The sequence below is a fragment of the Shewanella spartinae genome (assembly GCF_019457555.1).
In the GTDB taxonomy this organism is placed as follows: domain Bacteria; phylum Pseudomonadota; class Gammaproteobacteria; order Enterobacterales; family Shewanellaceae; genus Shewanella; species Shewanella loihica.
This window is the reverse complement of record NZ_CP080418.1, coordinates 2,325,439-2,345,618: the sequence shown is the minus strand read 5'-3', so window position 1 is coordinate 2,345,618 and position 20,180 is coordinate 2,325,439. Positions and strand designations below refer to the sequence as shown.

Sequence of the window (20,180 nt, the reverse complement as noted above, 5' to 3'; positions counted from 1 at the left end):
AACAAAGACGCCACGCTAGCAATAACGTGGCGTTTTTTTATGCCAGTGCCTCAAGCGCTTGAGGCTCAACGATGAGAGACAAAGCGTCTGCCAGCGCCGCTCTATCGTGGAGCGCCTGATGATGACGACTACGTAGCGGGTAATGGGTGACTATGCCTGTGGTGAGATATCTGTCACCGTGACAAAGCACATGATCGACAGCCTTATTGCCCATCACCTGTTTAAACCAGCCAAGGCGTTTCTCCAGGCTGAAGTTCGCCGCGGCCGAAGGCTCCTGGGTGAGATTATCGATCAGAATCACTTTTCCCTTAGAGGCATGCAGCGCCTCAGCTAGCTTAGGCAGCAGGAGTGGCGGCATGATGCTGGTCAAAAAGCTTCCAGGGCCTAAGATGATGAGATCGGCTTGACGAACCGCCTCACAGGCCTCGAGGGTGGCATCCACCATAGGTTCCAGCGATAGGGCGATAGGGTCTTCACACTTCTGGTCCACCTCGACTTCGCCGAAGATACGGTTACCACACGACTGAATGGCGACCAGATGGGTAGGCTGCTCCGACATGGGGATCACCTTGGTCTCAATGTTGAGCAGCTTGCGGATCAGATTGACCGCATCTAACGGCCGTACACAGAGGTCGTCCAGCGCCATCAGCACTAGGTTCCCCAGATTGTGATTAGCAAGTTCACTCGTACCGCCGAATCGATATTCAAACAGCAGTGAGCCGACGGAAGGCCGGCTGGCGAGTTGCGACAGGCAATTACGCAGATCGCCCCAGGCGATGCAGTCTTGCTGCTGGCGTAGTCGTCCGGTAGAACCACCGTTATCTGTGGTCGCCACTATGCCCGTCAGTTTAGGGCCGATAAATGAGAGAGAGGATAAGACTCGGCCCAGTCCATGGCCTCCGCCGATGGCGACGACATGTTGATATTGATTGATGGCACAATCGCGCATTTCGGGTATTTCCTTCCTGAATCCCCATTTACCTGCCGCTCATTATAACCAATTCCCCCCCTAGGTATAGCGGTTTTGTTCATCGCGCAGATGACATATAATGCCGCCCATGAACTCATAATAAGAGCGAAGCATTTGAGAACAGGTCACATCAACAAGTTGATACTATCCCTAGGGATTGTTGCGCTGGCGGTATTGGCGGTAAAGCTATTCTTGATTGAGCGCAAAACCGAGCCAGACCAAGCGCCCGGGACGATTTTGAAAAACCGCAGTCAGTTTAGTGCCATCCCAGATTTTCAGGCGATCGGCGATGTCGGCATGAAAAAGCAGGCCTTCTTCGATTTCCTGCGCCCGGCTATCAGGCATCACAATGCGGTGATTAGCGATGAGCGCAAGTTTCTGGAGCAATCTCGCGCCCACTTGGCTAACCAACAGGCACTGTCCGAGGCCGAGGATTATCGTATCTTGCAGCTCGCAAGCAAATACCAGTATTCGATGCGCACAGCTACTCTGGAGTCTCTGGATGAGCTATTAACGCGGGTCGATACCATTCCCGAAGATTTAGTACTCATTCAGGCGGCTAACGAGACAGGTTGGGGCAGTAGCCGTTTTGCCAGAGAAGGGATGAACTTCTTCGGCCAATGGTGCTTTAAGAAGGGCTGTGGTCTGGTGCCGCAATCACGAAGCGAGGGGCTAAGCCATGAAGTGGCCGTCTTTAAGAGCGTCGAAGATTCGGTGGGCTCCTATATGCGTAACCTCAACTCGAATGCGGCTTATTCGCTGCTGCGCGCCATTCGCGCCGATCTAAGAGCGCAGAATCAGCCGGTTAGCGCCGAGAAGTTGGTGTACGGCCTAATGAATTACTCAGAGCGTCAAGAAGCTTATGTTGAAGAGCTGCTTGATATGCTACGTCATAACAATCAATTTTTGGTGGAAAATCATGAACAAAGGCCTGCTGTGTAGTTGCCTGCTTCTGGCAACGAGTGTTGTTCAGGCAACGCCCATCTCTCTCGACTATCAGGGCTTCTATCAAAGAATGAAGCAGATGAACAAAGGCAACTATTCGCTTATCGATATCGCCTTTTCCGTCCCTAAGGCGAACGGCTGTGTTATCGAGAGTGGCTCAATCACCACGGAGAAGCGCGATTATCCGCTGACGATCTCCAATGACCAACGTCTGTATATTCCGTTCGATGAGACCCTAAAGTCTGAGCGTGCCCTGATCAATCTGCAGATGAAAAATGATGCTACCCGCTGTGGTGTCGCCATGCAGATCCGCGCCAAATCACCATCGAGCGAATATAGCCAGGCAGCACTTAGCGAGCTGGCAACCCAGATGGATGAGCTGCTCAAGCAGATGCAGGGCTTTCCGATGAAATATTTCGCCGAAGATATTGCCGGGGTCAGCTTTGAGTTTGCGGGTAAGGCGCAGGTGACGATCGATGGTAAAGCGCAGCAGGTTGACGGCATCTATCGCTTAGCGAGTGATGAAATAAGCGCGCTAATTAAGATTAGCTTTAGTGAAACGCCTAAGGTGGTCAGCCCTTGGGTGAAAAGCTCCTAATCTAAGCGCTTCATTGGTCACGATGACTGAATAATAAAAAGCCCTCAACTGAGGGCGTTTTTATATCTGAGATAAGCGCCTAAGGCGTATAGGTGCTCACCACATCAATTTTGAGCAGGTCACTGCTGCGCTTGGCTGCATCGAGATCGATATGACCGCTGTTGGCAAGGTCTAAGAAATCGAATGCCGGCAGGTCCGACTCAGCAACATCACCTTTCATCGGTGCATCGGGATCTTGCTTCAAAGAGACGAAATCAAACTGGTCTCGGTCAACGCCCTGTGACGGGCTGGTATTTTGCATCGCGGTGAAGATAGTTTCGATACGGCCCGGGAACTGCTTATCCCAGCTCTTGAGCATCTCTTTTACCGCCGCACGCTTAAGGTTTTCCTGTGAGCCACATAGGTTACAAGGGATGATAGGAAATGCCTTTAACTCGGCATATTCGGCGATATCTTTCTCGCGGCTGTAGGCGAGGGGACGGATCACTACGTTAGCGCCATCATCTGAGAGCAGCTTAGGTGGCATCGCCTTGAGCTTACCGGCGTAGAACATGTTGAGGAACATGGTCTCTATGATGTCGTCTCTGTGATGACCCAGAGCAATCTTGGTGGCGCCAATCTTCTGGGCAAAACCGTACAAGGTGCCGCGGCGCAGACGACTGCAGAGTGAGCAGGTGGTCTTGCCTTCTGGGATCTTATCTTTAACGATAGAGTAGGTGTCCTTCTCGAGGATATGATAAGGCACCTTTAGGCTATCTAAGTAAGCCGGCAGAATATCTTCTGGGAAACCGGGCTGTTTCTGATCCAGGTTAACGGCCACCAGGTTGAAGTTAACCGGCGCTCTCTGCTGCAGATTGACCAGGATGTCCAGCATGGCATAACTGTCTTTGCCGCCAGAAAGACAGCACATGACGGTGTCGCCCTCTTCAATCATGTTGTAATCGGCGATGGCACTACCGACTTCGCGCCTTAGGCGCTTTTGTAGCTTGTTTAGCCGAGTTATCTGTTTCTTTGAGAGGGTTTCTTCAGACATAATAAAAAACGCGCCTAGTATCGTAAAATTCTGGGCGCGTAGTATAGCTTAAAAAATGGGGCTAAAGAAGATGGCCTAAGGCGATCATTCCTCTTCTAACGGTGACTTATAACCGTCAGGCTTGATCGCCAGCAGGTCGCAGTTGATGCTGTCGATCACATGCTCGGCGGTGTTACCGATAAGCGCCGCCGAGAAGCCGGTGCGACCTACGGTACCTAAGATCACCAGCTCGGCATCCAGCTGCTCGGCGAGCTCAGGAATAACATCTTCAGGCAGACCTTCCTTGATATGGCAGAAGTCGCTGGAGATACCATAGTTGCTGGCAAGGTAACAGACGCGCTGCTCGTGCTGCATGCGAATGGTTTCGCTGTAGGTGTGCGCATCGAAGTCAGGCAACTCAATAGCCAGGTTAACTGGGGTGCCAGGATAACCATTCACCAGATGTACCTGAGCATCGAATTTCTTGGCCAGATCCAGGGCATGTTCGATGATCTTACCGTTAAGAGTTTGATGATCGTCATCTTCCGAGGCCACGTTGATGGCGCACAGGATCTTACCGGCCACAGGCCAGTCATGTTCTTTCACCAAGAGCACAGGCACCGGCGCCTTACGCATCAGGTGCCAATCGGTCGGGGTGAAGATCACCGACTTGAGCTTATCGTGTTCGTGGGTGCCTTTAACGATCAGATCATAACCGCCTTCGATGGCGTGTAAGATGATGCTCTCGAAGGGACGATTGTGCCAAATCACTTCGCTGTCGATGGCAACGCCGCTATCTTTGTAACCGGCGAGGATATCGTCTAGCCAGGCTCTGCGCTGGGCAATCACCCCTTGGCGCATGGCTTCTCGTTCATGACCCGACAGGATAGAGGTCATCTCGTAGGAAAAATCGAAAATAGAGAGAAAAACGGTGATTGACGCTTGGTTTTTAGAGGCAAGTTCGACGGCTCTGGCGAGGGCAGATTGCTTGTCGCTTGTTGGATCCACTACAACAAGGATCTTATGATAGTCCTTCATAGATTCTTCCTTTATCTGAGGTGGTACTTAAATAATGAGCGATATAGGGCAAATTGCCTTGTTTTAGATCAAATTTGCCCAGAAAATCGGCTAATTAGCGGCCTATCTTGTTGTTACCGGCTAACTTGTTGAGCGAGTCAAAATCGACGATGGTAATGTACTTTCCTTTTACCTCGATCAATTCTGCTTTTTGGAAGCGTCCCAGGAGACGGCTGATGGTTTCAACAGTCAGACCAAGATAGTTACCAATATCACCGCGTGTCATGGTGAGACGGAACTCTTTGGGCGAGAAACCACGGCTGCCGAAACGGCTGGCCAAATTACTGATAAATGCCGCTAGACGCTCCTCGGCGTTCTTCTTGCTGAGTAGCAAGATCATCTCTTGGTCGCTTTGGATCTCGTTGCTCATCAGACGCATGATCTGCTGTCTGAGCTTAGGCATGGTGCCCGAGAGTTCGTCTAAGGTATCGAAAGGAATTTCACATACCATAGAGGTCTCTAGTGCCTGGGCAAAACTCTGGTGGATCTGAGAGTGAATGCCATCGAAACCTATCACGTCACCGGCCAGGTGAAAGCCAGTGATCTGCTCATCACCCTGTTCGGTTATGGTGTAGCTCTTGATGGTACCCGAGCGAATCGCATAGAGAGATTTTAACGAGTCGCCAGACTTAAAAATTTGCTCGCCTTTTTGTATCGGTTTCTTACGTTCAATAATGTCATCAAGCTGATCTAGCTCGTTGTTATTCAACGTGAAAGGGATACACAAAGTACCCATGCTGCAGTCATGACAATGAATGGCGCATCCGGGTACAGCCGAACGACGACTTTTAATATTATCTGTCATAATCTCTCTCGAATTTCACAATTAGGCTTATGTTAAACTAATTTAATAGTCACAGCTAGCCTAGCTGCGCAAATGCAATATACAAAGTGTGTATGCCAAAGCTTACTAAGATTAAGCCACTGATAAGCCTTACTTTTCGTGCCTGTACTAGCTGGGCAAAATAGCGTGCAGCGATGCCGACACTGACCAGCGCCGGCAGGGTGCCTAGACCGAAGGCGGCCATTATCATCGCCCCTTGCTGCGCCGAGTTTGCCGCGACCGCCCAGGTAAGTGTGCTATAGACCAAGCCACAGGGCAGCCAGCCCCATAGTAGACCTGCCGCAAAGGCTTGTTTTAAATCTGTTATCGGTAACAACTTATTCGCAATAGGACCGATGAAGCGCCACAATAATTTCCCTACACGCTCAATCTGCACCACACCTGACCAGATCTGCGCGATATAGAGTCCGGTGACTATCATCATCACACCGGCAAATACACGCATGCCAATCAGGTAAGCATCGATACTGAAGAGGGTAGTGAGGAGGCTGGCTGAACCGCCTACTAGCGCGCCTGCCAGGGTATAGCTGAGAATTCGGCCCAGGTTATAGCTGAGGATAAACTGCAGCTGACCCAGCAAGATATTGTCGCTGGCCTTTCTTGGGAGCTGCTGGGAGAAGGCGCCCACCAGGCCACCACACATGCCGATGCAATGGCCAGCACCCATTAGGCCGACGAGGAAGGCGCCGGTAATGCTAAAGTCGATCAACGCGGTGTCGACTCATCGCTGGACTCACTTGGCTTCTGTTTGATGTCGTCATCGAACAAGATAGACACGCTCTGTCTGTCGAGATCGTCAAATTGTTCAGATTTAACCGCCCAGAAGAAAATGCCTACGGCAACCAGCACGAACAGCATGGCGATAGGGATCAAGACATAAATAATACTCATAAACGAACCTTTAGTAGTCTGAGGCTATTGGCGACAACAATTAATGAGCTGGCCGACATACCTATGGCGGCAATGTAGGGTAACACGTGTCCAGTTACCGCTAAAGGAATGATAAGCAGGTTATAGCCAAGCGCCCAGATCAGGTTTTGTCTGATGATCTGCTCGGTCATTTTGGCGATGTGAACCGCCTGAGGAAAGCGTGATAGCTGATCGCCGAGCAGGATAAGATCGGCGCTGTTTTTGGCAATGTCCGCGCCGCTGCCCATGGCTACCGACAGATTGGCTCCGGCAAGTACCGGCGCATCGTTTACACCATCGCCGAACATCACAACCTGCTTACCTTCATCTTTTAGTTGATTGATAAGTTTAAGTTTATCTTGAGGCTTGAGGCCTTTGTGCAAGTTTTCTATGCCAATTTCTTTGGCAACTTGCTCAACGTGTTCACTGGTGTCACCACTGGCAATACAGGTGGCAAAGCCCATCTCCTTGAGGGTTGCTAGAGTTGCCTTGGCATCTTCTCGCACCGTATCGCTCAGGGTAAAACCGGCGAGCAGCGCGTCATTATCGGCGAGATAGACGCTGTATTGGCCGTCGATAGCGGTAAGCCCTGTGTTTTGGAGAATAAAATCCGCGCTGCCGAGGAAATAGCGAGTGCCGTTGACCTTAGCCTGCACGCCCGCACCTGCTAGGTACTGACTCTCATCCAAACGGTAGCCACTCTGATAATATGGCGCAAACGCTTTAGCGATGGGATGAATCGAATGCGATTCCATGGCTGCGGCGATGGCCAGCACATCGAGAGAGTCATCTGGGTTAAAACGCTGAGTAAATTTCTTAGTCTCGCGCAGAGTGAGGCTGCCGCAGGTGAGAGTGCCCGTCTTATCAAACACCACCTGATCGACTTTGGGTAGTTTCTCAAATACACCTGGACGGCGAGCAACCACCCCAAGCCTGGTAAAGAGGCCGGTAGCGCAGGTCACCGCAGTCGGTGTCGCCAATGCCAGCGCGCAGGGGCAGGTAGCGACCAAGACGGAAAGCGTGACCCAAAAGGCATCATCCGGCCAATAGTGCTTCCATACCAGATAGGTGAGGGCGGCAACCACTAAGATGGTCCAGGTGAAATAGTTGGAGATAGTATCGACGTAGAGCGCCACCTTTGGCTTGTTGTTCGATGCCGCCTCTTGCAGGCGAATGATTTCGGCGACCAATTGGTCTTGCCCAGTCGCGGTGACCTTGACCTTTATCGGATGATCCACATTGATGGTGCCCGCATACACCTGGCTGGTGACATTCTTGGTCACCGGCATCTGCTCGCCAGTAAGCATGGCTTCATTGACGCTGCTCATCCCCTCTATGATATCGCCATCGGCGGCAATCACCTCACCGGGCTTGACCATGATGAGATCGCCAACCTTGAGACGCTTGGCCGGCACTTCGGTTTGATTACCTTCATCGTCCAAAAGGTTAGCTGTAAGCGGGATCAATTTGTGCAGGTTATTGGAGCTAATCGAGGCCTTCTGCCGCGCATTTTGCTCGAAATAGCGGCCTAGCAGCAGGAAGAAGGTAAACATGCTGACGGATTCGAAATAGACTTCGCCCTGGCCAGATACCGTAGCGATACAGCTGGCGATATAGGCGCCGCAGATGGCGATTGACACAGACACGTCCATGTTGAGCCGGCCGGATAACATGGCCCGCACGGCGCTGAAATAGAAGGGCTGCGCCGAATAGAAGACCACGGGCGCTGCGAAGATCATGCTGACCCAGCGAAAATAGTCCCTGAACTCCACGTCGAGATCGGTAAAGTAATCAGAGTAGAGCGCCAGGGCAAACATCATCACCTGCATGGTGGCAAAGCCTGCCAGGCCAAGTCTGAGCAGGAACTTACGACTGTTCTTCTTGCTCTGGATCTCTTCGTCATCCACCTGATAAGGGGCCGCCTGATAGCCGATACGGCTGATCTGCGCTAAGATCTCTGACAGCTTGAGTTTTTCGGGATCCCAGCTGACCTGGGCCCGCTCTGTGGTGGTGTTGACCGCTATCTTATTGATGCCTTCGAGATGCTGCAGCTTATGTTCGATCAACCAGGCGCAGGCCGCGCAGGTAATGCCATCTATGGTTAGAGAGGTGCTGGCACTCTGTTTGTCTTGATGCACAAAGTCCTGCTGCACCTCTTTAAGATCGAAGGCGGAAAATGCGTTAAGGGCTTCGGGCACCAGCGCCGTCTGCTTGCTGCCTGGCTCGGTGCGATACTTATAATAGTTAGTCAGTCCCGCCTCTATGATGGCGGCAGATACCGCCTGGCAGCCGGGGCAACACATGGGCTGAGGGACATTGTCGATAAGGGTCTCGAACTGGCGGCCGGTGGTTACCGGCTCGCCGCAATGAAAGCAGTTTAACGCATCCATAAAAGATTAATTTAACCAGTATTGTTGATTATCTTTTAGCTCGAGACGTTTCTGGATGCGCCATGTGCCATCAAACCCTTCCAGTCTGACTTCCCAGCTGCCCTGAAGTGGCGAGTTGAGCGCAATATGGTAAACCTGATTACCGTCGGCGGTGGCAACCTCGGCGAAATCTTTCTCTTGTAGCGTTGGATGATAGAAGGATACGTTGAGCGCAGCTGTATAGGGCTCACCGCCATGCTGGGTGAGGGTGAGTTCATCTTGGGTAAGGTGTAACTCAAACTGCAAGCCAAGTTGCTTGGCGTGTTTAATCTTACGCAGGTCCATGTTAATGGCCTTGCCGTCTTTGTAATAGTCTTCCGATACTAAGGAGTCTTTATTTTCGACTGCGAGCAACATCAAATTCACACTGGCAAATACGGCACACAGCGGCAAAATAATCAGAAACCAAGGCCAAAACTGTTTATACCAAGCTTGTGGTTTATTCATGGATACTACCTGTTATTTTTGTTGGCCATATCTTACCGTTAAAAGGCAGTGATAGCACTTAAAAAAAAGGCCTCGATCTGTTTCGAGGCCTTGGTGTTACTTATATGTAATTACTTGTTTGACAAGCTATAAACATAGGCTGCGATGACGTGAACTTTCTCTTCGCCCAAGACATCTTTCCAAGCAGGCATTACACCAGAACGTCCGTTCTTAATGCTTTCTTGGATCACACCACGACTACCGCCGTACAACCAGGTGTTGTCGGTGAGGTTAGGTGCACCCATGAACTTGTTACCAGTACCGTCCATACCATGACAGGCGAAACAACCTTTCATGAATGACGCCTGACCTTGAGCGGCCAAGGCTTCATCGTGGTCGCGACCAGACAGTTTAACGACGTATTCAGCCAGGCCTTTCAGCTCGCTGTCTTCGATAGGTAGACCGCCTTTTGGTGGCATCATGCCGTTGCGACCGTTCATGATAGTGGTCTTGATGGTGGCAAGATCGCCGCCATATAACCAATCACCGTCAGTCAGGTTAGGAAAGCCCTTGCTACCGCGTGCGTCACTACCGTGGCACTGAGCACAGTTTTGCAGGAACAAACGACCACCCACTTTCAGGGCTTCTTCGTTTTTCACTAGCTCTTCGAGCGGTGTTGCCAGATAAGCCGCGAAGATCGGGCTGTACTTAGCATTGGCTTTCTCAACCTCTTGGTCATACTGAACCCAGCGATGTTCATTTGCAGCCAGTTCAACGGCAGCGGCAGAATCTTCCTTGATACCTTTGTCGGTACCAATGCTTTGGTTCGAGCTTGACCAGCCTAGGAAACCTTTATAGTTACCAAGACCTGGGTAGGCTGCCAGATAGACCACACCGAAGATGATGGTGATGTAGAACATATAACTCCACCACTTAGGCAGCGGGTTATTGATCTCTTCAATGCCATCAAAGCTGTGACCCATTGATTTGCCTTCTTCAACACCTGTGGTGTTTTTAGAGACAACAAACAGTAGGATGAAACATCCTGCGATTACCACAATTGTGAGTACGGTAATCCAAATACTCCAGAAGCTACTCATCATCACTTATGTTCTCCTGAGTCCTTGTGCTTCTCATCATCTGAGAAAACAAGGTTAGCGGCCTCGTCAAACTGCGCTTTACGGCGACCGCTATAAGCCCATGCAAAAATACCGACAAACGTCACCATGACGACAATGGTAATAATCCCTTGTACTGTGCCGTAATCCATATTTATGCCTCCAATTTATTTCAGTGCGTGACCTAGCGACTGCAGGTATGCAATTAGTGCCTGCATCTCAGTCTTACCTTCAACCGCTTTCTTAGCGTTGTCGATATCATCTTGAGAATAAGGCACGCCGAAACCACGGAACACTTCCATCTTCTTAGCCGTTAGCTCGCCATCTAGGACGTTCTCGGCCAACCAAGGGAAGGCAGGCATGTTTGATTGTGGTACTACTGCGCGAGGATCAAGTAGGTGGACTTCATGCCACTTGTCGCTGTAACGACCGCCAACACGGGCCAAGTCTGGACCAGTACGCTTAGAACCCCATAGGAATGGGTGATCCCAAACTGATTCACCGGCAACAGAGTAGTGACCGTAACGCTCAGTTTCTGCACGAAGCGGACGAATCATCTGGCTGTGACAACCAACACAACCCTCACGGATGTATATGTCACGACCTTCGAGCTCAAGTGCTGAGTATGGACGTAGTCCGTTTACTGGCTCAGTAGTGTCTTTTTGGAAAAGCAGGGGAGTGATCTGTACCAGGCCACCAATACTGATAGCAATTACGGTAAAGATACCTAGCAGACCGATGTTTTTCTCGACTATCTCATGATTAAATTTCATCAAATCTACTCCTTATGCTTCAGCCAGCGCTGGCAAAGATTCTTTTGGCGCTTTTACTGTCTTAACCACGTTGTATGCCATTAGCAGCATACCAGTGACGAAGAACAGGCCACCTAAGAAGCGAACAAAGTAGAATGGGTATGATGCTTCCAGACCTTCAACGAAGCTGTAGGTTAGGGTGCCGTCAGAGTTAACTGCACGCCACATCAGACCTTGCATAACACCCGAGATCCACATTGAAACGATGTAAAGTACAGTACCGATAGTCGCTAACCAGAAGTGAACGTTAATCAGTTGTGTGCTGTACATACGACCGTGACCGTAGATAGCAGGGATCAGGTGGTATAGCGAACCGATAGATACCATAGCCACCCAGCCAAGTGCGCCTGAGTGAACGTGACCTATGGTCCAGTCGGTGTAGTGAGACAATGCGTTAACTGTCTTAATGGCCATCATTGGACCTTCGAAGGTCGACATACCATAGAAAGACAGAGAAACGATCAAGAAACGTAGAACAGGGTCAGTTCTTAGCTTATGCCAAGCGCCTGACAGGGTCATGATACCGTTGATCATACCGCCCCAAGAAGGTGCGAACAGGATCAGAGACATCACCATACCCAGTGACTGTGTCCAGTCTGGTAGCGCTGTGTAGTGCAGGTGGTGAGGACCCGCCCAGATGTACAGTGCAATCAATGCCCAGAAGTGAACGATAGACAGACGGTAAGAATAAACAGGACGACCTGCTTGCTTAGGTACGAAGTAGTACATCATACCCAGGAAACCGGCGGTCAGTAGGAAGCCAACGGCGTTGTGGCCATACCACCATTGCACCATGGCATCGACGGCGCCAGAGTATAATGAGTATGACTTGAACAGGCTGACAGGTACTGCCATAGAGTTCACGATGTGCAGAACTGCAACCGTGATGATGAAGGCGCCGAAGAACCAGTTTGCCACATAGATGTGTGACGTGGTTCGTTTCACAATTGTGCCAAAGAACACAACGGCATAGGCTACCCACACTATGGTAATAGCGATGTCGATAGGCCATTCAAGTTCAGCGTATTCTTTACTGCTGGTTAGACCAAGCGGCAGAGTAATAACGGCTGAAAGAATAATGGCTTGCCATCCCCAGAAGGTAAATGCAGCTAATTTAGGTGCAAATAGGCGGGTTTGGCAGGTACGCTGGACGATATAATAGGATGTTGCAAATAACGCTGAAGTACCAAACGCGAAAATCACGGCGTTGGTGTGCAGAGGTCTTAGACGACTGTACGTTAGCCATGGAGTTTCGAAGTTAAGTTGTGGCCAGATTAACTGGGCCGCGATCAATACACCTACTGTCATACCGATAATGCCCCACAAAACTGTGGTGAGGGCAAATTGGCGGACAACAGTGTAATTGTAATCAGCGCCTTGAGGCTGGGAATGGTTCATCATATTGCTTCCACTGCTTATTACTTATACTTATTGTTTGAGTAAAGCGGCACTTTACCCGGTAAAATGACATCAAAGGCTTGTTTCCCTACGAAACAAACAAGTTTGTGTCAATGTGTCACGCAACATTAACGCAAATTAATGCCGAGTAACGCAATGATACTTGAGCAATATCAAAAAAGATAGGAATTATGCGGCCTAGGATATTGATCCAGATCAAACTACCTGGATAGAATGTAAACACTATGATTCAAAAGGTTAATAATTGTGCTACTGAATCGACAAATCTCCCTGATTACGCTGACTGCAAGCCTATTTTTAATGCCCCTGTTAACGGGCTGCGAAAAAGCGCCAAAAACCCCTAAACAAGATGTAAAAGCGGCTAAAGAAACCGCCTTTGAAATAGACCCGAGTCTGTGCGATTTCCATCAAAAAACCTGCGATAAAAAACTCGGTGAAACGCTTATTTCATTGGCAATTTCACCTGAAGACACCCCTAGCGAGAAGCCGTTATCGGTGACCTTGACCAGTAGTGAACCACTGGAAAACCTCCAGGTTAGTGTTGAGGGTAGAGATATGTTTATGGGGGTTATTCCACTCATTTTAAGTGAAACTGGTAAAAACACCTATCAAGGAACGCTAATATACGGTTCTTGCAGCAGTAATTATATGGTGTGGCGTCTTATCGCCAGCTTCCAGATAGGCGGTCAATCTAAGACCGTTATGTACGACTTTTTGGCCGATAATCCGGCTAAGAATGGCTAAAAGCTGTGCTAATCGACTCAAGCTGCCTTGTATGGAACAAAGCTTTTTAGGGGCAGCTAGCTTCATCTATGCCATCGTACTCAAATATTTAGACTCAAATAATCAGACTCAAAAAATAGACACAACTCACTAGATCAATAAAACCCGCTCACGCCGACCGCTGATTGCTTAAACCTTAATTGCTGTCAGACAGGGCTAATCGCACCTTATTGAAGCGTTCTATGTTATCGATAAAGAGCGAGGTAAGGTCAGGATCAAAGTGTGACCCCGCACCTTTTGCGATCTCGGCTATCACTTCATCCAACGGCCAGGCTGGTTTATAGCAGCGCTCGTGGGAGAGCGCATCGAACACATCTGCGATAGCGACAATGCGCGCAAATATATGAATCTCATCGCCTTTTAAGCCATCAGGATAACCACTGCCATCGTACTTCTCATGGTGTTGCAAGGCTATGATGGCGGCGGCGTTAAGAATAGGGCGCTCTGAGTTGCCCAGGATCTGGTGACCGATGGCGGGGTGCTGGCGCATGATCTGCCACTCTTCATCGTTTAGTTTACCAGGTTTTAACAGCACGGCATCCGGTGTCGCAATCTTACCTATGTCATGCATGGGTGATGCGTGTTTGATGAGATCGGCCTGTTGATCATCGAGCCCGGCCAATTTTGCCAGGATATAACAGTACTCGGCCATACGCTTGACATGGTTGGCAGCTTCCTTCGAGCGGCTCTCGACCACATCGCCTAGGCGGAAGATCAATTCTGATTGGGTATCTTCTAGTTCTTTGTTCAGCAGCAGGTTCTCGAAGGCGACGCCGACATTGATGGCAAAGATATCGATAAGCTTCTTATCCAGATCGCCGATGGCATGTATGTTGTCCATATACAACAGGTTGATCCAGCCACTCTTGGCCGGAAAGTAACCCACAAACAGATTGTCTTCATACAGGCATGTCTGTTCCTGTAGTGCCCGTTTAAGCAACTTCTCAATGGGCTCGGGGATGGCTTGTTCATGGTGACTGGCAAATTGGCCGGTGCCAGCCAGGATATGGAGTTTGTCTGTACTTAAATCCTTGCTCATCGCATCTATGGCATTGCAGGTCAGCAGCAAGGTCTCGTTGTTGAGGTTAAGCAGGTTGGCGACCTGAGTCAGCAGGCCGTCGGCAAAATGATACAGAGTTCTGAGTTCAAACAGGCCTGATGTCGCCTTAACTACACGCTCTAGTCCTTCTCGATAGCGGATTTGCGTTTGTTTGGCCGCTTCGATCTCCATGATATCGCGGTAACTTCTCAGCGCAGAGTAGACGCTAGTGATCAGCTTACGTGAATCCAATTCAGCCTTTGCCTTGTAATCGTTGATGTCGTAATTGACGATCACATCTTCTTCAGGCGCTTGTCCCGGCTGACCGGTACGCAGGATTAATCTGATGCTGCGGTCGTTATGATCTTCACGGATCCATTTGACCAGCTCAAGACCGGCGTGATCGCTCTCCATGACCACGTCGATAAACGCCATGGCCACGTCTTTTTCATCTTGTAACACCCGCTTTGCTTCTTCGCCGCTATAGGCATTAATGAACTCTATGCCGCGGTTATCTAGTTTAAACCGCGACAGTGCGAGTTTTGTCACTGTGTGTACATCGGGCTCATCGTCTACGATCAGTATGCGCCAGGCCGGTCCTGTTTCTGTTTCGGCTGCTTTCTTTTTACCTGAGAACAGTGGACTCTTTTTCGCCATATCAATTAGCATCCGTACCCCTCTTAGGTGAACTAAATTGACCTTATTTATTAGTGTAGTAACTCACGTGGCATTTAGCTGGAGAATTTAGAAGGTGAGAAATTGAAATTGCAGATTAAATGAGGCAGTTAGCCCTCTTTGTTGCGTATCGCGTGATGATAGCAGGGCGGCGAACATAAGGGCGGAAAACATATACTTGTGTTTACTGAGCAAGCGCTCTTTAATCTAACCGATCAAATACTGATCTAACGTGCCAATTTTATTAAATATTTTCCCGCTTTTGTTGCTATAGTGCGTGGGGCATCCCATGGCGCTTTTTTATTGGAGTCGACTCTTGCACGCCTTACCTCTATTTGAATCGATCGATTATATCGAAGCCGGCAATCCCATCATCAATCAGCACATTACGGCGATAGCCATGAATAGCGTCGAAGATGCAGGCTTGGTTTATGAGCTGGCATCCGATCTACTGTTCGCCCAGCGGGAAAATGAGAACAGTTATAAGAGTTTTCGAAGCGAAATCACCTGTTTTCTGCATTGGTGTTTCGATGTGGTGCAGCAGTCGCCTGGGCAAATAAGTAGACGTGACATGGATAAATTCGTGGCTTACTGTCAGTCGCCACCAAAGGAATTAATCGGTCAATTTAACGTTGCCCAGTTTAAACTCGACAAGTCGAGTCAGCAGCGCGTGCCCAATCTGTTATGGCGACCCTTTGTGGGGAAACGAGGGGAAGAATACCGCCTTAGCGATAACGCCCTCAAAACTAAGATGGCGATACTCTCTTCATTTTATGGCTTCTTGGTGGCAGAAGATTACTGCGAGCGCAATCCGGCACAGGCCTGGATGAACCATTCAAAGTTTGCCCATAAGCGAAAGTTCGCCATGAGTGAAGAGGAGGGTAGTGGACTCGCCTTTACCGAATTGCAATGGTCCTATGTGATCTCAAGTGTCGAACAGCTTGCTAATGCGGAACCTGAAATCCATCAACGCAGTTTATTTCTTATCAAGTTGATTTACGGCTGTTATTTGCGTGTATCTGATGTGAGTGCGCGAACCGGTTACAGCCCTATCATGGGACAATTTAAGCAAGACAAGCAGACAGGGATCTGGCGTTTTCATATTCCCAAGAGTAAAGGGGGCAAGCAGCGACAAATCCCCTTGTCCAATGCATTAATAGAGGCACTTAAACAGTATCGGCAACATTTGGGGCTGCCACCTTTACCCGGCTATCAGGAACAGACGCCAATTTTCGTGCGCCATAGGGCCGCTGGGCGAGGACGTGAAGCGGGATTGGTCGATGCGAATCTGGGCATTCGCCAGGTGAGGGAGGCGGTACAGTCGCTGATCAATCACGCCGCCAACAAGGCCCATGCGGACGGGCTTTGGGAAGATGCAGAGGTGATGCGAAAACTGACAGTGCATAGCATCCGCCATACCGGGATCACCCATGACATTAACCTCAATGGTCGGCCCTTATCCCATGTTCAGGCGGACGCAGGGCATGAGAGCATCGATACCACATCTCAGTATCTGCACACATCTCAGGCCGAAAGGCATCAGAGTGCAGCTAATAAGCCTATGGACAGATTAGCCGGCATCGAATGATCAAAAAAGCCCGTGTCCGGGAAGACACGGGTAGGGAGCCTAAAGCGGTCGCATCGCTTAAGTATCTCAACAAGAAAAGACTTAATAGACAGGGCTCTAATTTGAGTTGACGATAATAGTTTAAACAGGCTGTTTTGCGATTCCATGTCATTCAGATGACGCTTTAGTTAATGCTTAACTAAAGGTTTCTGCCAACCTATAAACATTATGATGACCGGGTGCGTAAATTTTAGCCATACTGATAACCTTACTTTTAACATATGAGTGGCAGCCATTTTTCAAATCGCTTAATGCCGATAAGTATCATTATCGGCATCTGACTAAAAGCTCGTTTTAGCAAATTTTCTGACTGGCAGCTCTCAGTCTATATGACGATTCTCAATATCAAGAGGTTTAAGTTACTTAGGTTACTTTTGAACGTTTGCATCTGAGGGGCTAGATTGAATCATTTGTTAAGCTGCTAAGGCGTGCCGATTGCGTATTGCTAGGCAGATTATGAGCTGTAGTTAGGTTAGTCATGCGCTGAGTTTTGCATTACTCGTCTATTGAGAGCCCCCAGATTAAACATCTAAATGTTTAAAATTAGGCAAAGCATTCAGAGTAACGCACCGAAACGATCAAACCGGCAAGCCTGGTTGGTTCCTAACTAACACCCGTAACACTAAAAGCATCTAAACTAACTTTAGCTTTCCAAGTGCTTGCTAATTGAAGGCTATGTCTGCACTAGCTTTAGTAGTTCGCAAAATTCTATCGTTATTAAACAAATAGCTGACGCAGGGAAAATCCAATACAAATTGCACGCGTTGCTACGTGCACGAAATGACTTAAACAAGGGGATTACCCACCAGATTTCACGTAGCGACGCTTAAATTTATGTCATTTTCTATTTTAGGTAATAGCAATCGTGAGTGACGAGGAACAATAACGCGTTATTGTGTAAGGCACTGTTTTTACGTGTTTATTTTCTTGTTGTCGTCAGTTTGTGGTACAATAGTTAAAACTACAAGATGTTGTCCAAAGAGCCCATCGTTTATTGACTGAATCACCAACGATGTGGGCATTAAAGGGCTTTATCAACAACACTCGCTAAACAGATTGCTAGACGTATCCCTACGAAAGTGTTTTTGTAGAAAGCACTAGCGCTGAAATAAAGATGTTTTATCTAATCACACGCTAGTGCGCACAATGTATATTATGTTAAATGCGATATGTGAGTTAAAATAGTTCCCGGAAAATTTGGCAAGGTTCACTGAAAGTCAGAATCTCGTTCAAACAGCTAAATAAAACCCGGCCCCCACCTATACTCTTTCCATGTGGTTCAGTTTGGAACCAACACAGATGTATGTTTCTAAAGAAAAATAGGCTTTTGTTTCTGCGTGTACTTAAAAGCAGATATGAAGTTGTACCTATAGGTGCGTTTGCCAACCTAGTCGACCAAGTCTAAGCGGAACCAACTGCGACGGATCAAAATCTCTGGCTTTAACTTCCAGGTTTAGTTGTGGCATTGGTGCTACGTCGGTTAACCACCGCGTTCGCAGATGATCATTAGGTTCTTCAAATCTTCTGTCTTAGATGAACCCTCTTTGTGGTGAACAAGTTAGTGGGCTAATCAGGTTCCTAGTCATTCAGTAAGTTTTGACGACAAAGTACTAGGTTCATCTTTTTACCCTCAACCATTATGGTGTTTTGCTTCATCTAGAGTCGCAAACCATATTAAGCCAGACTTCCTATCAACAGTGGCATCGTTGCTACAGAAATGAATTCATCGAACTTAATTTTTTCGGGGACAATTAACTGAGCTGCAGCGAGTTAAGACCCCTAACCCGCTTTTGGACATTCCCGTGTTAGAACGTCGGCTGTATCAGGCGAATTTCTATGAACTAATGCACGATTTTGGAACTGTACTGACGGGCAATGTAAACCCAGTACTTTTTTAGAAAATATGCCAGAGTCAGTGCAGTCCCAAAGCAATATCAACACGGTATGTTGCTAGGTATTTGCATCGAAGGCTTTACCAGATTCTGGTCGAAGAGCAACTCCGTGAACATCCCCTAGTCGATAAAGTAACTCCATCCAATATTCTATGCATGCAGAGCTGTAGCGTTCGAGCATCTCTTGATTAACTACTAATTGATCCTTCACCCGACACTTTATCCATGGGCATTCAGACTTAAAACGCCGATCAACTCGACCACTTCGATGTGCTAATAAATTTCTTACTTGCTGAAGCTCGAATAGGCTCTGAGTACAACCGGAAGACAATGCTCCCCCCAATCCAAATGGGTCAAGAAGACTTTCGAATCGATTGACTCCCTTCTTCAAAGAACTTGCCATATCTTTCTCTAACAACTCTACGAGATAAGCAGCCTGTTCGCTCTTGGGGAGCTGCATGTACTCTCCAAATCTGATTCTAAGTTTCTGAACAGAAGGTGCAGACAAGGCTGATTTACGGTGAAAAAGCCACAGTGCTACAAACTCTTTAATAAATTGCTCAAGCCAACTCCAAAGAGAAACGACAGCAAAACCGTGGAGGACAGGAAAGCCACTTTCAACCTCAGTCTGTGCTAGTAAAGCTTCCTTTTTGGCATTTTCAAGTTGTTTCTCCGTAGAAATTGCTTCAGTGTCGCCGTTAACCTTGGCCAAAACACCTACGATTTGTGGCATCCCCCGGAGAACAGATATTCCCTTTTCGCTTAAATGAACGATCTGTATCAACGTTTGAATAGACTCTACAGAATCTTCGAAATGTTCTGTGATCCATTTGGGTAGTTTTTTTGATTTTTGTATATCTTTGTCGGCCAAGGTCGCCCCCTTTTTAATACTTCCTGCAGCAAACTAGATCCTATATCTGTTACTTAGTCAATAGGCTCAACACAGTACATCTGGGCATCCAAATCTGTTATCAAATACTCAACTAGTTCTTTTGGCATTGCACTCGAGTTAAGTGGAATCTCATGGTAAACCTTTGAGCTAATGTAAGAGAACTCTCTTTTCTTTCCTAGCTCAAACCATTTATTTTCACAATTAAACGACCACATATTTTTATCATCCGGAACCAACATCTCTCGATAAAATTGTGCGACAGCTTTGTTATAACTGATGAGATCTAAAGGAGACAACTTTACGCCACTGCCATAAGAACCTTGATGTTGACCAACGACAGCATGCCTAAACACGTATCTCTTGTTACCACCAAGAAAAATAAAATTACATGCAGATAAGCACTTGTGCTGAACAACAGTATCAATACCTATCTGCCGAATGAATCTTCCCATTTTCATGGCTTCCAGAGCCGTTCCTCCATTTGAATTTAGCTCAACCAATCCGATGCTATTATTGGAAAGAGCTTTAATAAGATTGTTAAAATCCCCATCTCCAATTTCACCAGACAAAATTAAGTGTTTAGAACCAATAGGAGAACTGTAAATTTTCATATCAGCTGATTGGACGTTGGTACATAGAATGCTACCAAGAGTAAAAACAATCTTGATTGTTCTTATAAAAACACTTAACAGCTTCATTATTTCAATTCCCTC

19 protein-coding genes are annotated in these 20,180 nt (G+C 48.1%); 4 read left to right on the top strand and 15 right to left on the bottom strand.

Annotation, left to right across the window (positions count from 1 at the left end):
* Positions 1 to 37: 37 nt before the first annotated feature.
* A complete protein-coding gene (gene yvcK / locus K0I31_RS10425) occupies positions 38 to 949 on the bottom strand; it encodes a uridine diphosphate-N-acetylglucosamine-binding protein YvcK (protein WP_220078327.1) in 912 nt (303 codons plus the stop codon).
* A gap of 135 nt (positions 950 to 1,084) precedes the next feature.
* Here yvcK and K0I31_RS10420 point away from each other — a divergent pair, with 135 nt between their 5' ends.
* Positions 1,085 to 1,912: a glucosaminidase domain-containing protein gene (locus K0I31_RS10420; protein ID WP_220078326.1), complete on the top strand. Its 828-nt coding sequence runs from the start codon at positions 1,085 to 1,087 to the stop codon at positions 1,910 to 1,912.
* A complete protein-coding gene (locus K0I31_RS10415; protein WP_220078325.1) occupies positions 1,890 to 2,513 on the top strand; it encodes a DUF2987 domain-containing protein in 624 nt (207 codons plus the stop codon). The genes K0I31_RS10420 and K0I31_RS10415 overlap by 23 nt, the downstream gene beginning before the upstream one ends.
* Before the next feature lie 79 nt (positions 2,514 to 2,592).
* On the opposite strand, the gene ttcA is transcribed toward K0I31_RS10415, so the two are convergent.
* From ttcA to ccoN, 11 genes are all read right to left on the bottom strand, one after another.
* Positions 2,593 to 3,546: a tRNA 2-thiocytidine(32) synthetase TtcA gene (ttcA, locus tag K0I31_RS10410; RefSeq protein WP_220060731.1), complete on the bottom strand. Its 954-nt coding sequence runs from the start codon at positions 3,544 to 3,546 to the stop codon at positions 2,593 to 2,595.
* Positions 3,547 to 3,630: 84 nt separating this feature from the next.
* Entirely contained in the window at positions 3,631 to 4,563 is a 933-nt protein-coding gene (uspE, locus tag K0I31_RS10405; protein WP_144199325.1) for a universal stress protein UspE, read from the bottom strand.
* 94 nt (positions 4,564 to 4,657) lie between these two features.
* Entirely contained in the window at positions 4,658 to 5,407 is a 750-nt protein-coding gene (gene etrA / locus K0I31_RS10400; protein ID WP_011865791.1) for an electron transport transcriptional regulator EtrA, read from the bottom strand.
* 55 nt (positions 5,408 to 5,462) lie between these two features.
* On the bottom strand, positions 5,463 to 6,155 hold the full coding sequence (locus tag K0I31_RS10395) for a sulfite exporter TauE/SafE family protein (RefSeq protein WP_220078324.1): 693 nt from the start codon (positions 6,153 to 6,155) through the stop codon (positions 5,463 to 5,465).
* The gene (gene ccoS, locus K0I31_RS10390) at positions 6,152 to 6,337 is read right to left on the bottom strand and encodes a cbb3-type cytochrome oxidase assembly protein CcoS (RefSeq protein WP_220042481.1); all 186 of its coding nucleotides are present in this window, start codon (positions 6,335 to 6,337) and stop codon (positions 6,152 to 6,154) included. The genes K0I31_RS10395 and ccoS overlap by 4 nt, the downstream gene beginning before the upstream one ends.
* Complete coding sequence (locus tag K0I31_RS10385) at positions 6,334 to 8,745, bottom strand: heavy metal translocating P-type ATPase (RefSeq protein WP_220078323.1); 2,412 nt, start codon at positions 8,743 to 8,745, stop codon at positions 6,334 to 6,336. Before K0I31_RS10385 ends, ccoS begins: the two co-directional genes overlap by 4 nt.
* Positions 8,746 to 8,751: 6 nt before the next feature.
* A complete protein-coding gene (locus K0I31_RS10380; protein WP_011865787.1) occupies positions 8,752 to 9,231 on the bottom strand; it encodes a FixH family protein in 480 nt (159 codons plus the stop codon).
* Positions 9,232 to 9,341: 110 nt separating this feature from the next.
* The gene (gene ccoP, locus K0I31_RS10375; protein ID WP_220045271.1) at positions 9,342 to 10,310 is read right to left on the bottom strand and encodes a cytochrome-c oxidase, cbb3-type subunit III; all 969 of its coding nucleotides are present in this window, start codon (positions 10,308 to 10,310) and stop codon (positions 9,342 to 9,344) included.
* Positions 10,311 to 10,312: 2 nt separating this feature from the next.
* A complete protein-coding gene (locus K0I31_RS10370) occupies positions 10,313 to 10,480 on the bottom strand; it encodes a CcoQ/FixQ family Cbb3-type cytochrome c oxidase assembly chaperone (RefSeq protein ID WP_011865785.1) in 168 nt (55 codons plus the stop codon).
* A 15-nt stretch (positions 10,481 to 10,495) separates the two neighbouring features.
* Positions 10,496 to 11,101: a cytochrome-c oxidase, cbb3-type subunit II gene (gene ccoO / locus K0I31_RS10365; RefSeq protein WP_011865784.1), complete on the bottom strand. Its 606-nt coding sequence runs from the start codon at positions 11,099 to 11,101 to the stop codon at positions 10,496 to 10,498.
* Between the two features lie 12 nt (positions 11,102 to 11,113).
* Positions 11,114 to 12,541, bottom strand: a complete 1,428-nt coding sequence (gene ccoN / locus K0I31_RS10360; protein ID WP_011865783.1) for a cytochrome-c oxidase, cbb3-type subunit I — start codon at positions 12,539 to 12,541, stop codon at positions 11,114 to 11,116.
* A 264-nt stretch (positions 12,542 to 12,805) separates the two neighbouring features.
* On the opposite strand from ccoN, the gene K0I31_RS10355 reads away from it, so the two are divergent.
* Positions 12,806 to 13,303 carry a hypothetical protein gene (locus K0I31_RS10355; RefSeq protein ID WP_258406474.1) on the top strand — a complete coding sequence of 166 codons (498 nt, stop codon included), beginning with the start codon at positions 12,806 to 12,808 and terminating at the stop codon, positions 13,301 to 13,303.
* Between the two features lie 175 nt (positions 13,304 to 13,478).
* On the opposite strand, the gene K0I31_RS10350 is transcribed toward K0I31_RS10355, so the two are convergent.
* The gene (locus K0I31_RS10350) at positions 13,479 to 15,050 is read right to left on the bottom strand and encodes a response regulator (protein ID WP_220073876.1); all 1,572 of its coding nucleotides are present in this window, start codon (positions 15,048 to 15,050) and stop codon (positions 13,479 to 13,481) included.
* Between the two features lie 295 nt (positions 15,051 to 15,345).
* Here K0I31_RS10350 and K0I31_RS10345 point away from each other — a divergent pair, with 295 nt between their 5' ends.
* Positions 15,346 to 16,644: a tyrosine-type recombinase/integrase gene (locus K0I31_RS10345; RefSeq protein ID WP_220078322.1), complete on the top strand. Its 1,299-nt coding sequence runs from the start codon at positions 15,346 to 15,348 to the stop codon at positions 16,642 to 16,644.
* Between the two features lie 1,989 nt (positions 16,645 to 18,633).
* On the opposite strand, the gene K0I31_RS10340 is transcribed toward K0I31_RS10345, so the two are convergent.
* Positions 18,634 to 19,446 carry a hypothetical protein gene (locus tag K0I31_RS10340; protein ID WP_220078321.1) on the bottom strand — a complete coding sequence of 271 codons (813 nt, stop codon included), beginning with the start codon at positions 19,444 to 19,446 and terminating at the stop codon, positions 18,634 to 18,636.
* 53 nt (positions 19,447 to 19,499) lie between these two features.
* Positions 19,500 to 20,165, bottom strand: coding sequence for a hypothetical protein (locus tag K0I31_RS10335; protein WP_220078320.1), 666 nt, complete (start codon positions 20,163 to 20,165; stop codon positions 19,500 to 19,502).
* Between the last annotated feature and the right edge of the window lie 15 nt (positions 20,166 to 20,180).

Excerpts from the sequence above, each read along its gene's own strand:
- yvcK (WP_220078327.1), bottom strand. The coding sequence starts at position 949 with ATGCGCGATTGTGCCATCAATCAATATCAACATGTCGTCGCCATCGGC.
- K0I31_RS10415 (WP_220078325.1), top strand. The coding sequence starts at position 1,890 with ATGAACAAAGGCCTGCTGTGTAGTTGCCTGCTTCTGGCAACGAGTGTT.
- ttcA (WP_220060731.1), bottom strand. The coding sequence starts at position 3,546 with ATGTCTGAAGAAACCCTCTCAAAGAAACAGATAACTCGGCTAAACAAG.
- uspE (WP_144199325.1), bottom strand. The coding sequence starts at position 4,563 with ATGAAGGACTATCATAAGATCCTTGTTGTAGTGGATCCAACAAGCGAC.
- etrA (WP_011865791.1), bottom strand. The coding sequence starts at position 5,407 with ATGACAGATAATATTAAAAGTCGTCGTTCGGCTGTACCCGGATGCGCC.
- ccoS (WP_220042481.1), bottom strand. The coding sequence starts at position 6,337 with ATGAGTATTATTTATGTCTTGATCCCTATCGCCATGCTGTTCGTGCTG.
- K0I31_RS10385 (WP_220078323.1), bottom strand. The coding sequence starts at position 8,745 with ATGGATGCGTTAAACTGCTTTCATTGCGGCGAGCCGGTAACCACCGGC.
- K0I31_RS10380 (WP_011865787.1), bottom strand. The coding sequence starts at position 9,231 with ATGAATAAACCACAAGCTTGGTATAAACAGTTTTGGCCTTGGTTTCTG.
- ccoP (WP_220045271.1), bottom strand. The coding sequence starts at position 10,310 with ATGAGTAGCTTCTGGAGTATTTGGATTACCGTACTCACAATTGTGGTA.
- K0I31_RS10370 (WP_011865785.1), bottom strand. The coding sequence starts at position 10,480 with ATGGATTACGGCACAGTACAAGGGATTATTACCATTGTCGTCATGGTG.
- ccoO (WP_011865784.1), bottom strand. The coding sequence starts at position 11,101 with ATGAAATTTAATCATGAGATAGTCGAGAAAAACATCGGTCTGCTAGGT.
- ccoN (WP_011865783.1), bottom strand. The coding sequence starts at position 12,541 with ATGATGAACCATTCCCAGCCTCAAGGCGCTGATTACAATTACACTGTT.
- K0I31_RS10350 (WP_220073876.1), bottom strand. The coding sequence starts at position 15,050 with ATGCTAATTGATATGGCGAAAAAGAGTCCACTGTTCTCAGGTAAAAAG.
- K0I31_RS10345 (WP_220078322.1), top strand. The coding sequence starts at position 15,346 with ATGGCGCTTTTTTATTGGAGTCGACTCTTGCACGCCTTACCTCTATTT.
- K0I31_RS10335 (WP_220078320.1), bottom strand. The coding sequence starts at position 20,165 with ATGAAGCTGTTAAGTGTTTTTATAAGAACAATCAAGATTGTTTTTACT.